12 protein-coding genes are annotated in these 15,663 nt (G+C 30.8%); 10 read left to right on the plus strand and 2 right to left on the minus strand.

The annotated features are described in order from the left end of the window. Nucleotides 1–242: 242 nt before the first annotated feature. The gene (locus tag H0I32_RS02265; RefSeq protein WP_173586931.1) at nt 243–2,795 is read left to right on the plus strand and encodes an ATP-dependent Clp protease ATP-binding subunit; all 2,553 of its coding nucleotides are present in this window, start codon (nt 243–245) and stop codon (nt 2,793–2,795) included. Between the two features lie 84 nt (nt 2,796–2,879). Further along, nucleotides 2,880–3,251 carry a hypothetical protein gene (locus H0I32_RS02270; protein ID WP_179313933.1) on the plus strand — a complete coding sequence of 124 codons (372 nt, stop codon included), beginning with the start codon at nt 2,880–2,882 and terminating at the stop codon, nt 3,249–3,251. Between the two features lie 31 nt (nt 3,252–3,282). On the opposite strand, the gene hutH is transcribed toward H0I32_RS02270, so the two are convergent. After that, a complete protein-coding gene (hutH, locus tag H0I32_RS02275; RefSeq protein WP_179313934.1) occupies nt 3,283–4,812 on the minus strand; it encodes a histidine ammonia-lyase in 1,530 nt (509 codons plus the stop codon). A gap of 122 nt (nt 4,813–4,934) precedes the next feature. On the opposite strand from hutH, the gene H0I32_RS02280 reads away from it, so the two are divergent. Continuing rightward, complete coding sequence (locus H0I32_RS02280; protein ID WP_179313935.1) at nt 4,935–6,287, plus strand: TlpA family protein disulfide reductase; 1,353 nt, start codon at nt 4,935–4,937, stop codon at nt 6,285–6,287. 138 nt (nt 6,288–6,425) lie between these two features. Next, nucleotides 6,426–7,463: a TlpA family protein disulfide reductase gene (locus H0I32_RS02285; protein ID WP_173586927.1), complete on the plus strand. Its 1,038-nt coding sequence runs from the start codon at nt 6,426–6,428 to the stop codon at nt 7,461–7,463. An 81-nt stretch (nt 7,464–7,544) separates the two neighbouring features. Here H0I32_RS02285 and H0I32_RS02290 read toward each other — a convergent pair whose 3' ends face one another. Continuing rightward, nucleotides 7,545–9,092: an NAD(P)H-hydrate dehydratase gene (locus tag H0I32_RS02290; RefSeq protein WP_179313936.1), complete on the minus strand. Its 1,548-nt coding sequence runs from the start codon at nt 9,090–9,092 to the stop codon at nt 7,545–7,547. A 406-nt stretch (nt 9,093–9,498) separates the two neighbouring features. Between H0I32_RS02290 and thrA the strand changes: the two genes are divergently transcribed. The 6 genes from thrA (at nt 9,499) to H0I32_RS02320 (ending at nt 15,655) form a co-directional block, all read left to right on the plus strand. Then, nucleotides 9,499–11,973 carry a bifunctional aspartate kinase/homoserine dehydrogenase I gene (gene thrA / locus H0I32_RS02295; RefSeq protein ID WP_179313937.1) on the plus strand — a complete coding sequence of 825 codons (2,475 nt, stop codon included), beginning with the start codon at nt 9,499–9,501 and terminating at the stop codon, nt 11,971–11,973. 3 nt (nt 11,974–11,976) lie between these two features. Next, on the plus strand, nt 11,977–12,900 hold the full coding sequence (locus H0I32_RS02300; protein WP_173586924.1) for a homoserine kinase: 924 nt from the start codon (nt 11,977–11,979) through the stop codon (nt 12,898–12,900). A 46-nt stretch (nt 12,901–12,946) separates the two neighbouring features. After that, nucleotides 12,947–13,303: a four helix bundle protein gene (locus H0I32_RS02305; protein WP_179313938.1), complete on the plus strand. Its 357-nt coding sequence runs from the start codon at nt 12,947–12,949 to the stop codon at nt 13,301–13,303. A 50-nt stretch (nt 13,304–13,353) separates the two neighbouring features. Beyond that, on the plus strand, nt 13,354–14,643 hold the full coding sequence (gene thrC / locus H0I32_RS02310; protein ID WP_173586922.1) for a threonine synthase: 1,290 nt from the start codon (nt 13,354–13,356) through the stop codon (nt 14,641–14,643). 35 nt (nt 14,644–14,678) lie between these two features. After that, nucleotides 14,679–15,029, plus strand: a complete 351-nt coding sequence (locus H0I32_RS02315) for a GIY-YIG nuclease family protein (protein WP_173586921.1) — start codon at nt 14,679–14,681, stop codon at nt 15,027–15,029. Nucleotides 15,030–15,106: 77 nt separating this feature from the next. Then, nucleotides 15,107–15,655 carry a TlpA family protein disulfide reductase gene (locus H0I32_RS02320; RefSeq protein WP_179313939.1) on the plus strand — a complete coding sequence of 183 codons (549 nt, stop codon included), beginning with the start codon at nt 15,107–15,109 and terminating at the stop codon, nt 15,653–15,655. Nucleotides 15,656–15,663: the final 8 nt, after the last annotated feature.

Raw genomic sequence — 15,663 nt, forward strand, 5'->3', positions numbered from 1 at the left:
ATTGAACACCAAAGAAAGATCGAAAGACCTGACATAATTTCTTTCTATTATACTTATATACCACTAATAAATAAGACTCTAACAGAACATCTCTTAAATCTTATTTATCATTGCTAGTACAGTATAATTTAAATTATTTAGTGCTTCTTTTTTAAATTCACATGGTTTAGGTACAGTTTTTGACCTTTACTCAATATGTTTTTATTATTTTTAATGCAGAAAGAAAGAGAAAGGAATATAATATGGATGATAATTTTTCCCCAAGAGTAAAAGATGTTATTGCTTACAGCAAAGAAGAAGCTTTACGTTTAGGTCATGATTTTATAGGTACTGAGCATTTAATGCTTGGTTTATTAAGAGATGGTGATGGTAAAGCTATAGATATATTAAGTGCTTTAGATATTGATCTTAATCACTTAAGGAGAAAGGTAGAGATTTTAAGTCCTGCTAATCCTAATATCATTACAACATCTAATGAAAAAAAGAACTTACACCTTACAAGGCAAGCTGAGCGTGCTTTAAAAACAACGTTTTTAGAAGCTAAGTTGTTTCAAAGTACCTCAATTAATACAGCCCACTTATTATTGTGTATCTTAAGAAATGAAAATGACCCAACAACTAAGCTTTTAAATAAGCTAAAAGTTGATTATGATAACGTAAAAGAAGAATTCAAATCTATGATTACTAGCGAAGATGATTACTTAGACACTCCGAAGGCAGAATCGTTTTCTGATGACGATATTAATGAGGAAGAAGATGACGCAAAACAAAATCCTTTTGGAGGGCAACCTAACAAAACAAACAAAAAATCTAAAACACCTGTTTTAGATAATTTTGGAAGAGACTTAACTGTACTAGCAGAAGAAGGGAAATTAGATCCTGTTGTTGGTAGAGAAAAAGAAATACAACGTGTTTCTCAAATTTTAAGTCGAAGAAAGAAAAACAACCCTTTATTAATCGGTGAACCCGGGGTTGGTAAATCTGCCATTGCAGAAGGACTTGCGTTAAGAATTATAAAACGTAAAGTATCGCGTACCTTATTTAACAAACGCGTTGTTACCTTAGATTTAGCGAGCTTAGTTGCAGGAACTAAATATAGAGGTCAGTTTGAAGAACGCATGAAAGCGGTAATGAACGAGCTTGAAAAGAATGATGATATTATTCTTTTTATTGATGAAATCCATACTATTGTTGGAGCTGGTGGAGCTACAGGAAGTTTAGATGCTTCTAACATGTTTAAACCTGCCTTAGCAAGAGGTGAGATACAATGCATTGGAGCTACAACTTTAGATGAATATAGACAGTACATTGAAAAAGATGGAGCTTTAGAGCGTCGTTTTCAAAAAGTAATTGTAGAACCAACTTCTGTTGAAGAAACGATAGAAATCCTTAACAATATTAAAGGGAAGTACGAAGAACACCACAATGTTAATTATACACAAGAAGCTATTGAAGCATGTGTGAAGTTAACTAATCGCTATATGACTGAACGTTTTCTTCCAGACAAAGCTATTGATGCTTTAGATGAAGCAGGTTCTCGTGTTCATATTACAAATATTGATGTTCCTAAACAAATTCTTCAATTAGAGAAAAATCTTGAAGAAGTTAAAGAAACGAAGAATAGCGTTGTTAAGAAGCAGAAATATGAAGAAGCTGCAAAGCTTAGAGATGATGAAAAACGCTTAGAAAAAGAACTTGCTACTGCTCAAGAAAAATGGGAAGAAGAAACAAAACTTCATAAAGAAATCGTTACAGAAGAGAGTGTGGCCGATGTTGTTTCTATGATGACAGGTATTCCTGTAAATAAAATTGCGCAGACTGAAATTAATAAATTGTCTAAATTACCAGAACTTATTAAAGGAAAAGTGATTGGTCAAGACCAAGCAGTTGCAAAGGTTGTTAAAGCCATACAAAGAAACAGAGCTGGACTTAAAGATCCTAATAAACCAATTGGTTCATTTATCTTTTTAGGTCAAACTGGTGTTGGTAAAACACAATTAGCAAAAGTTTTGGCTCGCGAATTATTTGAAAGTGAAGATTCTTTAGTTAGAATAGACATGAGCGAATACATGGAGAAATTTGCCATCTCTCGTTTAGTTGGTGCGCCTCCGGGATACGTTGGTTATGAAGAAGGTGGTCAATTGACCGAAAAAATACGCCGTAAACCATACGCTGTAGTACTTTTAGATGAGATAGAAAAAGCGCATCCAGATGTATTTAACATGCTATTACAAGTTTTAGACGATGGTTATTTAACAGATAGTTTAGGTCGTAAAATTGATTTTAGAAACACTATAATCATCATGACATCTAACATTGGAGCCCGAAAACTAAAAGATTTTGGATCTGGTGTAGGTTTTGGTACTTCGGCTACAATAGCACAAGAATCAGATCATGCAAAAGGAGTTATAGAAAATGCTCTTAAAAAAGCTTTTGCTCCGGAATTCTTAAATAGAATTGACGATGTTATTGTATTCAATGCCTTAGAAAAAGAAGACATTGGAAAAATTATAGATATCGAACTTATTAAACTTATCGATAGAATAAAAGGACTTGGTTACGAGCTTCAGCTTACAGATAAAGCTAAAGATTATATTGCTGAAAAAGGATTTGATAAACAATATGGTGCACGACCTTTAAATAGAGCTATTCAAAAATATGTAGAAGATGCCCTTGCCGAAGAAATCATTAACTCTAAACTTCATGAAGGAGATACTATTTTCATGGATTTAGATACAGAAAATGATGCACTTAATATTAAAATTAAATCTTCTGAAGAAACAACTGAATCTTAAATTTTAATTAGATAGACAAAAAAACTCTTTCTGAAATGAAAGAGTTTTTTTTTATTGCTAATTATTTTAAATTATCATTTACAAATGAACGAATCCCTAACATTCGATTTTTGTGATGTAACAATTTATGACCATTATATTATCGTTATCATAAAAGAAGGCATTAACGTTACATCAAACAGAAATAATACATTAATTCAGATTACTGAAACTTATTTTTCAAATAAGCCCTTTATATATATATCAAACAGAATAAACTCCTACTCAGTTGACCCTAAAGTCTATTTAAAAACTTCAGAAATTCAAAATTTAGAAGGAATAGCAATTGTTTCAAATAATTACCAAGCAAAGATTAATGCCAAAATTGAAAAAATGTTTTTCAAAAAACATTTTGAAATTTTTTCAGAATTAGAAGAAGCCATCAGCTGGGCCGATAAAATAATTAATCCAGAGTGATCAAACATCACTCTGGATTTTATATCTAAAATTATTTTAGGTCGTAATGATTTAAAAACAACTCGTCAATTTCAATATCTACATCTTTTAAAAACTGAATTGATGCTTCAATAGAATCATGCAGTACTTCATCTGCCTTTATAAAAGGTACAACTTTTCTATATTGCTCCAAAAAAGATTCTAATAAAGGAGACGTTTTTAAAGGCCTTCTAAATTCTAAAGCTTGTGATGCATTCATTAATTCAATAGCTATAACGCGCTCTACATTTTTAACCAAAGTATAAGCTTGTGTCGCTGCATTTGCCCCCATACTTACATGATCTTCTTGACCGTTACTAGACACAATACTATCTACACTGGCAGGTGATGCCATTTGCTTGTTAGCACTAACAATACTTGCTGCCGTATATTGCGGAATCATAAACCCTGAATTTAAACCTGGGTTATCTACTAAAAACGCTGGTAAACCTCTTAATCCTGAAACCAACTGAAACACTCGTCGTTCAGAGATATTTCCTATTTCAGCCATAGCAATTTTTAAATAATCTAATGCTAACGCTAAAGGCTGACCATGAAAGTTTCCTCCTGAAATTATTAAATCCTCTTCATGAAAAATATTAGGATTATCTGTTACCGAATTAATTTCTGTTAAAATTACTTTTTCAACAAAATCTAAAGTATCCTTTGTTGCCCCATGAACCTGTGGAATACAACGAAAAGAATAAGGATCTTGTACATGTTCTTTTTCACGATCAATTAGCTCACTTCCTTTTAAAAACTCATTAAAACGTCTCGCTACTTTTCGCTGTCCTGGATGAGGCCTAACCGCATGTACTAAATCATGAAAGGGATCTAATCGTCCATCAAAAGCGTCTAATGAAACACTTGCTATAATATCTGCTAAATAAGATGTTTTATGAGACATTAATAATAAATAAACCCCATAAGCACTCATAAACTGAGTTCCGTTTAACAAAGCTAAACCTTCCTTTGCTTCTAGCTTTACAGGCTCCCAATTAAACTCTTCTAAAAGCGCCTTAGCATCATATTCTTTATTATTGTGTACTACTTTTCCTTTTCCAAGTAACGGCAAAGCCAAATGTGCTAACGGCGCCAAATCACCAGAAGCTCCTAAAGAACCTTGCGTAAATACAAAAGGAAATATATCGTTATTAAAAAAGTCAATAAGTCTATTTACGGTTTCTAACTGTACACCACTATGACCATAACTTAGCGACTGAATCTTTAAAAGCAACATCACTTTAACAATAGATTCTGGTACTCGATCACCTGTTCCACAAGCATGAGACATCACTAAATTTTCTTGAAGCTGGCTTAAATCGGAGTCTGAAATCTTTACATTATATAATGAACCAAAACCTGTATTTATACCATACATAGGTTTTTTTTCACTTGCTAATTTAGCATCTAAGTAGGTTTTACATTTTTTAATCTCATTTGCAGAGGCTTCTGAAAGCTTCAATTTTTTATTTTCATAAAAAATATTGTAAATCGTTACAATATCTAAAGCATCTGAAGAGATAACATGGTAATTGTCCATTTAATTTAGTTTTATTCGTTTTCAAATTTGAGAATTATTTTGGGTTTTACCATAATAATATTCAATTCTTTAATTTAACTTCGAAGTCATATTTTTATCACCTATTCAAAACTCACCTAACTATGAAAAGATTAATTACACTATGCGTTGCTATTTTATTTGTTTCTTGCAAAAAAGAAGTCAAAATAGATTACGTTTTATTTTCAGGAAAAATTGACAATCCTAAACAGGAAATACTTACAATACTTAAAGGAAGTAAGAAAATTAAAGAAGTCTCTATAACTAATGAAGGAACTTTCATAGACACTTTAAAAATAGAAACAGGTTATTACAACTTAAGTCACGGAAATGAAACGACAGCAATGTATTTATCTCCTGGAGATGAAATTATCGTAACTTTAAATACTGAAAAATTTGATGAAACCATAAAATATTCAGGATTAGGATCAGAAAACAGTAATTTCTTAGCTGAAAAATATATGGCTAATGAAAATGCAGATATAAATTATATCGAATTATTTTCTAAAGAAGAAACTGAATTTCTTAAAGAATTAAATACTATAAAAAACTCTAAATTAGAATTCTTAAAAAAACAAAAGGATTTAGATCTTAACTTTATAACTCTTGAAGAGAAAAATATTGAGTATGATTATCTAAGCAGCATTCAAAGTTATCCTTCGGCACATGGGTATTACACAAAAAAAGAAGATTTTAAACCTTCTTTAGAATTCTTAAAACCACTTGATACTATAGATTATAACAATGAAGTAGATTATAATAATATTGACAACTACAAAAATTTAGTACAGCGTTATTACTCTAATAAAATTAATGAAACAGAAAACCCTAAAGAAGTATTTGAAACTATAAACAAGCAAACATTCCCTTCTCTAAAAACAGATTTAGCAAAAAGTTTAAGTTACCAAATAACTCCTAACTACGAAAATAATGAAGCTTACTATAATGGAATTATAACAATGTCTTCTGATGAAAAATTTAAAGAAGACCTAACTAATAAATATAATAAAGTTAAAAAACTAACTAAAGGCATGCCTTCTCCAAAATTTGTGAATTATGAAAATCATAAAGGAGGAACAACATCTTTAGATGACCTTAAAGGTCAATTTGTCTATATAGATGTTTGGGCAACTTGGTGTGGACCTTGTATTAAAGAAATCCCTTCTTTAAAGAAAGTAGAAAAACAATATCACGGAAAAAATATTGCTTTTATTAGTGCTTCAATAGACAGGGAAAAAGATCATGATAAATGGGTGAAAATGGTTACTGACAAAGAATTGGGCGGAATTCAATTAATGGCAAATAAGGATTGGAAATCTCTATTTGTTACTGAATATGCTATTGATGGTATCCCTAGATTCATTTTAATTGATCCTGATGGAAATATTGTTAGCGCCGATGCACCAAGACCATCAAATCCTGAATTAATTGAATTATTTGATGACCTTAAAATTTAAGTCAAATAACCTTTAAATTATTCTAAAAGCCTTCAATTGAAGGCTTTTTTTGTTTTAAAAAACTCAAACTTTATAATAAATTTAAAATTAAGATCCCTTTAAAATTCTTATTTTTGAAGGACAAACAAAATACTATTTATGAAACGATTACTATTGCTTTGCGTTGCTACTTCGTTATTGGCATGCAAAGGAGAACCTAAAAATTATGTTACACTTTCTGGAAAAATAACAAACCCAGATGAAAGCAAAATTCTAAAGGTTTTTCAAGGTCGAAATTATGAAAAAACGATTACCATGGATGATGATGGCTCTTTTAATGATACGTTAAAAGTTGCTGCTGGAGATTTCTATTTTCAACATGGAAAAGAATATGGACAAATTTATTTAGAAAACGATAACACTTCGTCTTTTGAAACTGATTATAATTCGTTTGTAGATTCTATGGTTTTTAGTGGTGACGATTCAGATCTTAATAATTTTAAATTACAATCATTATTAATTTCAAAAAATCATTTTACAGAAGAATTAGTCGGATCTAATGATTTAGACAAAGTAAATGATGCTATTGAAAATTATAAATCTTCTTATGAAGATTTAAAAACAAAATATACGGATGTTGATTCTACTCATATTGCCATGATGGATAAAAACATAAACGGAACAGTAGCTCAGATTAATAATTTTATGAAAGCTAAAAAAGCAACACTTAATGCTTTTCCCGAAGGATCACCTTCTCCTAGTTTTGAGAACTATGAAAATTATGCTGGAGGTACAATGTCACTTTCGGATTTAAACGGTAAATATGTTTATATAGATTTATGGGCAACTTGGTGTGGACCTTGTATTAAAGAAATCCCTTCACTTAAAAATGTAGAGAAACAGTTTGAAGGAAAAAATATAGAATTTGTAAGTATTTCTATAGATGAAGGAAGAGGTTACAAAAACGATAAAGCTGCGGCTTATAATGGTTGGAAAAAAATGGTATCTGATAAAGATTTAGGTGGTATTCAATTAATAGCTGATGATGGATTTAGATCCAAGTTTGTACAAGATTATAAAGTTAATGGTATTCCTAGATTCATTTTAATTGATCCTAACGGAAATATTATATCTGCTGATGCTCCTAGACCTTCAAGCTCAGAATTAATTAAATTATTTAATGAGTTAAATATCTAATTTCTCTGTAAACCACAATATACAAAAAGCCTATCTAAATCAATTTAGATAGGCTTTTTGGCATTTATAACACCATCTTTTTTATTCTTTCTGTTCTTTTTCTGGTTGCTCTGGTTGTTTAAACAAATCAATATAAGCTTCACCAATAGTTTCAATAATATGGCTAGCCATTAAACTTTCAAAACCACAATATTCAAGTGAGATATCAGCAGATTTTCCGTGTAAATAAACCCCAAAAATTGTTGCTGCTAAAGACGAATAACCTTGTGCTATTAATCCTGAAATCATTCCGGTTAAAACATCTCCACTTCCTGCTGTTGCCATTCCTGGATTTCCTGTTGAATTTATATAGAATTTATCTTTATAAACCGTCATAGAATTAGCGCCTTTAATTAAAACAACAACATCATACTTATTTGATAATGCTTGCACTTTCTTTAACTTCTCAAAATCACTAGACCACTTCCCTACTAACCTTTCTAATTCTTTAGGATGTGGTGTTAATACTGTCTGCTTAGGTAACAATTTTAAAAGTGCTTTATTTTTCGATAAGATATTTAAACCATCCGCATCAATTACTAACTGCGTTTTATTTTTCTTCAGAAAAGCTTCAAATGTTTTAACTGTTTCTTCCGAAGTATCTACCCCTACTCCAACACCAATTACATTAGGTTCTAAATCAAAATTTATATTAGAAATATGAGTTTCAGATTCATCTGTAATAACCATAACTTCAGGAATCGAAGTTTGCAAACTATGGTAACCACATTTAGGAATATAAGCCGTTACTAAGCCTGCACCAGAACGTAAAGCAGCTTTACTAGCCAAATTAACGGAACCAATTTTACCATAACTCCCTCCTAAAATCATTACATGTCCAAAATCACCTTTATGAGAAAATTTATCTCTTGGCCTATATAATGGGAGTACTTCTTGCTTAAAAATTAATTCGGCTTTAGTTTCCGTTTGCATTAGATATTCACGATCAAGTCCAATATCTAAGATTTCCCATTGCCCAATAAATTTAGCCGTATCAGGTAAAAAGAAAACTAATTTAGGAGACTGAAAACTTAATGTATAATTAGCATAAACTACAGCATTTTCATCCTCTACAGCTTCATCTGTATATAAACCCGATGGAATATCAACAGCTAACGTAAAAGCTTTTGATGCTTTAAATTTTTGAAATAGCTCTGCAACCCAATTATTAGGATCTCTATTAAAACCAATACCAAAAACAGCATCTACAATTATATCTTCAATATCAATTTCAATGGCTGTAAAATCATCTTTACAACTCAACATTTCTGGCCACTTTTTAGTAACGTTTTTAATATGGTCGTAGTTAATTAAAAACTCTTGTGTGCGCTTATCACTACAATTCACAACATAGGTTTCTACATTATATCCATGTGTAATTAAATGTCTCGCTAATACTAATCCATTCCCTCCATTATTACCAATACCACAAAATACATGAATAGGAACCTGAGCACCTTGCAATCGTGTATGTATCCAATTAAAAATTTGAGTTCCTGCACGCTCCATTAATTCTGTTGAAGCTATATTTTGACGTTCAGATGTCAAACGATCGCCTTCGTAAATTTGTTCTTTTGAAAATAATTTCATGTAACTATTTTAATTATTACTGTTGCTTTAAAATGTTATTTGTGTAATCTCAAAAATGATTCCGTTAAAAAAGACAACTTTTTATTGTCAATTCCATAAGTATAACCTTAAAAAATTTTACAAATAATAGGTTTTGTTCCGTTTTTAATAATTTGAAGCTCTATTTTTAATAAATCACTAAAAAGAAACGAATTGTTTTTTTATTGTTATAAAAATAATACATTTGAGATGTAATGAAGAAAGAAATTAACATAACAGAAAAAGTATTAACACAAACAATGTTTGTGTCTATGTCTATGTTTATTATTTCAATGATTATTACCCTTTGGGGTAATATGTAATAATCTCTCCGTCCCTTCTTGTCTATTTAGACATTTTTTTATTCCTTTTTTAAACTATAAATTATATGAAAGTTCTCAAATTTGGTGGAACATCTGTAGGTTCAGCCGAAAACATAAATAAAGTGATATCTATTTTAGATCAACAATCTAAAACAACATCTATAGCTGTAGTTGTATCTGCTGTTGGCGGCATTACTGATAAATTATTAGAAGCTGGAAATTTAGCTTGTGATAAAAATCTAGACTATAAAAACAAATATGATGTTATTTGGTCTTTACACAACTCAATCATTGATGGTTTATTTCCAAATACAGAAAATGATAAAGCTTTAAAAAAACAACAGGATGATTTACAAGAATTAGTATCTGATAAATTAAATGACCTAAAAAGCCTATTAAACGGTATTTATCTCATTAATGAATTATCACCCAAAACAAAAGATAAATTATTAAGTTTTGGCGAAAAATTATCGTCTACCATCATTTATCATACGTTACGTTCTAGATCGGTAGATGTCGTTTTAAAAAACTCACAAGAACTAATTGTAACAGATTCTAACTTTAACAATGCTACTGTTAATTTTGACCAAACGGATTCAAATATTCAGTCTTTTTTTAACTCAAACTCGAGTTCAATAGTTCTTTTACCTGGTTTTGTATCAAAATCTACAAGTGGAGAAATCACTACTCTAGGACGAGGAGGCTCTGATTACACAGCAGCTATAATTGCTGCTGCTATAGAGGCTGATGAATTACAAATCTGGACCGACGTTAGTGGTATGTTTACAACAAATCCTAAATTAGTAAAACAAGCATCTCCAATTGTAGAGTTGTCTTATCAAGAAGCTGTAGAATTATCTCATTTTGGTGCGAAAGTATTATATCCACCAACGGTCATGCCTGTTTTGAAAAAGAAAATTCCTATTGTTATAAAAAATACTTTAGAACCAGAAGCTATTGGCACAACGATAACAAAAAATGTTACACCTAACGAAAATTCACCTGTAAAAGGTATTAGCAATATAGAGAATGTTGCGCTATTAACTTTACAAGGGAATGGTATGGTTGGCGTTCCTGGTTTTAGTAAACGTTTATTTGAAACCTTAGCTCAAGAAAGGATTAATATCATTTTAATCACACAATCGTCATCAGAACACACCATCTGTTTTGGAATTTCTGAAAATGATGCTGAACGTGCTAAATCTGTAATAGATACCGTTTTTGAATATGAAATTTCATTACACAAAATAGATCCTATAGTTGTTGAAACTGATTTATCTATCATTGCTGTTATTGGTGACAAAATGAAAAATCACCAAGGTATAAGTGGAAAAATGTTTAGTACACTTGGCAAAAATAACGTAAACATTAGAGCTATTGCTCAAGGCGCTTCAGAACGAAATATTTCTGCTGTAATTCATAAAAACGACGTGAAAAAAGCATTAAACAGTTTACACGAACAATTCTTTGAAATAAAGACAAAACAAATTAACCTATTTATTACTGGTGTTGGTAATGTTGGAGAAAAGCTTATTGACCAGATAAAACAACAAAAAGCATACGTTAAAGAACAGTTTAAAATTAATTTAAGAATCACAGGTTTATCTAATTCTAGAAACATGGTTGTTAATGACGATGGAATTAATTTAAAAAACTGGAAACAAGAGCTCGATAATGGAGAAAAAGCAAGTTTAAATGGTTTCTTAGAACATGCTAAAAATTTAAATTTAAGAAATTCTATTTTTGTAGATATTACAGCAAACAAAGCTGTTTCTAATATTTATAGCGATTATCTTAAACAAAGCATTTCGGTTGTTGCATGCAACAAAATTGCATGTTCTGGTGATATTGAATATTATAATGAATTAAAAGCTTTATCAAGACAATACAATGCATCATTTTTATTTGAAACCAATGTTGGTGCAGGTTTACCGGTTTTAGACACATTAAGTCATTTAATTACATCTGGAGATAAAATAAATACCATTCAAGCTGTTTTATCTGGAAGTCTTAATTTTATATTCAATAATTTTAATGCTGAAACTACATTTTACGATGTTGTAAAACAAGCACAAGAAGAAGGTTATACAGAACCAGATCCTCGTATTGATTTAAGTGGAATTGACGTCGCCAGAAAGATTTTAATTTTAGCTAGAGAAAGTGGTCATCAAATTGAATTATCAGAACTTGAAAGTGATAATTTCTTAACAGAAAAAGGTCTAAATTCAGATAGTGTTGATGATTTTTTAGCAACACTTAAAGAAGATGAAGCATACTATCAAAGTCTTTTTAAATCAGCTCAAGAAAAAAACAGTCAACTTAAGTTTGTTGCAGAATTTAATGACGGTAAAGCTAAAGTTGGATTAAAAGAAATCCCTGAAGGACACCCATTTTACAACTTAAAAGGAAAAGATAATATTGTAATGTTTTATACACAACGTTACCCTGAGCAACCTTTAATAATCAAAGGTGCTGGTGCTGGTGCAGACGTTACAGCTTCTGGATTATTTGCAGATATCATAAGAATCGCTAATAATTAAATGATGAATAAAGAAATAAAAATATTTTCTCCAGCTACAGTTGCTAATGTTGCTTGCGGATTTGATGTGTTAGGTTTCTGTTTAGATACTATTGGTGATGAAATGATCATTAGAAAAACTGAAGAAAAAGGTATTAAAATCACAAAAATTGAAGGTTACGATTTACCTTTTGAAGCGGAACAGAATGTTGCTGGAGTTTCTGCTTTAGCAATGTATAATGCCTTACAGCCCGACTGTGGTTTTGAAATTGAAATCTATAAAAAGATAAAACCAGGAAGTGGTATTGGAAGCAGTTCTGCAAGTGCAGCTGGAAGTGTTTTTGGGATGAATGCGTTATTAGGTTATCCGCTAGATAAAACACAACTCACAAATTTCGCCATGAAAGGGGAAGCTTTAGCGAGTAAATGTGAACATGCTGATAATTTAGCACCTGCTATTTTTGGTGGTTTTACACTTGTAAAAAGTGCAAGTCCATTACAAATTTTAGAGCTCCCTACTCCACCCGATTTATTTGCGACATTAATTCATCCACAAATTGAAATTAAAACATCAGAATCTAGAGCTATTCTCCCAAAAGAGATTCCACTAAGTAATGCTATAGCACAATGGGCTAATGTTGGAAGTTTGGTACATGCCTTACATACTTCAGACTACGATTTAATAAAAGACTCATTAATTGATGTGGTTATAGAACCTTATCGCAAACAATTAATTCCGCATTTTGATGATGTAAAAAGCGCAGCATTAGAGGCAGGTGCACTTGGTTGTGCTATTTCTGGCTCAGGACCTTCAATTTTTATGTTGAGTAAAAGTGAAGCTACAGCAAAAGAAGTCGAAAAAGCGATAAGAAAAGTATACGAAACAACAGATATACAATTTGAAACTTATGTTTCTAAGATTAATATTGAAGGGATTCGGGTTTTGTAGAAAGAATGACGGAAGACAGAAATGGCCGAGACTTAAAATTGAGATTATGAATAAATTCAAATTTGAAAAACTGATTATTTGGCAAGACGCTATGGATTACGGAGAAGTAATAAATGATATTTCTCAACTATTTCCAGATAAAGAGAAGTTTAATTTAAAATCTCAAATTATGAGAGCTGTAGATTCTGTTGCACTTAACATATCTGAAGGTTCAATTGGTCAATCAAATCCAGAACAGAGAAAATTTATAGGTTATTCTATTCGCTCATTAGCTGAAGTTGTAACTTGTTTATTTAAAACAAAACGACGAAATTATATCTCGGAAGAAATTTTTATCAAATTATACAATTCTGCTTTTCATTTAATGAACAAAATGGCAGCATTTAAAAGAAATATTAACTAAAAATGAATTCGGCAGTCTGTTATCAGTCTTCCGTCTTCTGTCAAAACACTATGAATTACTACTCACTAAATAAAAAAGCTCCTAACACAACTTTTGAAGATGCTGTTGTTAGAGGTCTAGCTCCAGATAAAGGTTTGTATTTTCCTAAATCGATAACACCCTTAGATCCTTCATTTTTTGAAACGATTGAAGATAAATCGAATACAGAAATTGCCTTCGAAGCGATTAAACAATTTATTGCACCAGAAATTCCTGAAGACGTTTTAAAAACAATTATTGAAGAAACCTTAAACTTCGACTTTCCTGTTGTAGAAATCAATGAAAACATTTCTACTTTAGAGTTATTTCATGGACCAACAATGGCCTTTAAAGATGTTGGTGCGCGTTTTATGGCACGTTGTTTAGGCTATTTCAACAAAACAAATACTAAAGATGTTACCGTTTTGGTTGCGACTTCTGGTGATACAGGAGGTGCAGTTGCTAATGGTTTTTTAGGTGTAAAAGGTGTGAATGTTGTTATTCTTTATCCTAACGGAAAAGTGAGCGATATTCAAGAAAAGCAATTAACTACACTCGGTCAAAATATTACAGCTCTAGAAGTTGATGGTGTTTTTGATGATTGCCAAGATATGGTTAAACAGGCATTTATGGATACCGAATTGACGAGTAAAATGCAATTAACCTCAGCAAATTCTATAAATATTGCACGTTGGTTACCACAACTATTTTACTTTATGTTTACCTACAAGCAATTAAAATCTAAACATAAAGACCTTGCATTCTCCGTTCCTAGTGGAAACTTCGGAAATATTTGCGCAGGTATGGTAGCCCAAAAATTAGGTTTACCTATTAAACATTTTATTGCAGCCAATAATGCCAATGATACGATTGTAAATTATATGCTTACACAGTCTTATAATCCAAAACCTTCAGTGCAAACTATAAGTAATGCTATGGATGTTGGTAATCCTAGTAATTTTATTAGAATACAAGAGTTACACAACAATGATTATGATACTTTAAAAGCTAATTTATCTTCTTATAGTTTTACGGATGAAGAAACTAAAGCTGCGCTTTTAGAAATTTATCATGATTGGAATTATATTGCAGATCCTCATGGAGCTGTTGGTTATTTAGGTGCCAAAGAATACTTAAAATCAAATGATGCTCATGTTGTGTTTTTAGAAACAGCGCATCCTACTAAGTTTTTAAATGTAGTTACTGATGTTATTAAAGAAGATATTGATTTACCACCGCAAATTCAATCGGTTATGCACAAAGAAAAAGTCTCTATAAAAATTGATTCTTATGACGATTTAAAAAGCTTTTTATTAAAATAATTAAATATTCTTCTAGAATTTAATTCATCTATTTTATGGCAAAAACGCTCTATACCATATATGTCATAGAGTTATCTAAACGTGTTTTTACACAAAACACAAAGTTTAGAAATGCTAATCCACAGTTCAATGGTGTTTTGGAATGCTTGTATGTAGGCATGACATCCAAAACACCTAAAGAACGTTTTCTTCAACATAAAACAGGACATAGAAATAAAAAAGGCCATAAAATATCAGCAAATATTGTTGAGAAATATGGCACTTATTTACGACCTAGTCTATTCAATCATATTGATCCTTTTTTTACAAGAGCAGAAGCATTAAAAGCCGAAGCACAAATCACATTAGAATTGCGGAGAGAAGGCTATGCAGTATGGTCTAACTAAAAAAATTTAATTTTCAATTAAACCTTCACTATTTTACAAAGTCAAACTTTCATAAAATTGAATACAAAATTTTAAACATGCTCAAAACAAAGCAATCAAAACACTCTAAATTTTCAATATTTACATTGTTTTTCATCCTTTTACTTACTACTAATTGTAATAATACAACGTCAGAAAAAAAAGTAGAAAGTACTAATGTAACTGACGTCAATAAAGAAATCCCTGTTTACGACTTCAGTGAATTTGAACCTTTAATTTACACCGAATCCGATAAAACATATCTCGTTAATTTTTGGGCGATGTGGTGTGCTCCTTGTGTCAAAGAATTACCATACATTGAAGAATTTGCAGCAAAACACCCAGATGTAGAAGTTATTTTGGTAAGCTTAGATTTTCCAAAAGAAATAGAAACAAAACTTAAACCTTTCTTAAAGAAAAAAAATATAACCCGAAAAGTTGTACTATTGGATGATCCAGATGCTAACACATGGATCGATAAAATAGATCCTAATTGGTCTGGAGCCATTCCATTTACTATTATGTTCAACAAAGATGAACGCTTATTTTACGAACGTTCTTTTGAAAATTTAGAAGATTTAGAAAACCAAATAAGAAAACTTAATTAAAAATTAAA

Source organism: Winogradskyella sp. HaHa_3_26, assembly GCF_019278425.1.
Taxonomy (GTDB): domain Bacteria; phylum Bacteroidota; class Bacteroidia; order Flavobacteriales; family Flavobacteriaceae; genus Winogradskyella; species Winogradskyella undariae.

Bases quoted from the DNA above. Each gene is read 5' to 3' on its own strand.
- H0I32_RS02265 (WP_173586931.1), top strand. From the start codon at position 243: ATGGATGATAATTTTTCCCCAAGAGTAAAAGATGTTATTGCTTACAGC.
- H0I32_RS02270 (WP_179313933.1), top strand. From the start codon at position 2,880: ATGAACGAATCCCTAACATTCGATTTTTGTGATGTAACAATTTATGAC.
- hutH (WP_179313934.1), bottom strand. From the start codon at position 4,812: ATGGACAATTACCATGTTATCTCTTCAGATGCTTTAGATATTGTAACG.
- H0I32_RS02280 (WP_179313935.1), top strand. From the start codon at position 4,935: ATGAAAAGATTAATTACACTATGCGTTGCTATTTTATTTGTTTCTTGC.
- H0I32_RS02285 (WP_173586927.1), top strand. From the start codon at position 6,426: ATGAAACGATTACTATTGCTTTGCGTTGCTACTTCGTTATTGGCATGC.
- H0I32_RS02290 (WP_179313936.1), bottom strand. From the start codon at position 9,092: ATGAAATTATTTTCAAAAGAACAAATTTACGAAGGCGATCGTTTGACA.
- thrA (WP_179313937.1), top strand. From the start codon at position 9,499: ATGAAAGTTCTCAAATTTGGTGGAACATCTGTAGGTTCAGCCGAAAAC.
- H0I32_RS02300 (WP_173586924.1), top strand. From the start codon at position 11,977: ATGAATAAAGAAATAAAAATATTTTCTCCAGCTACAGTTGCTAATGTT.
- H0I32_RS02305 (WP_179313938.1), top strand. From the start codon at position 12,947: ATGAATAAATTCAAATTTGAAAAACTGATTATTTGGCAAGACGCTATG.
- thrC (WP_173586922.1), top strand. From the start codon at position 13,354: ATGAATTACTACTCACTAAATAAAAAAGCTCCTAACACAACTTTTGAA.
- H0I32_RS02315 (WP_173586921.1), top strand. From the start codon at position 14,679: ATGGCAAAAACGCTCTATACCATATATGTCATAGAGTTATCTAAACGT.
- H0I32_RS02320 (WP_179313939.1), top strand. From the start codon at position 15,107: ATGCTCAAAACAAAGCAATCAAAACACTCTAAATTTTCAATATTTACA.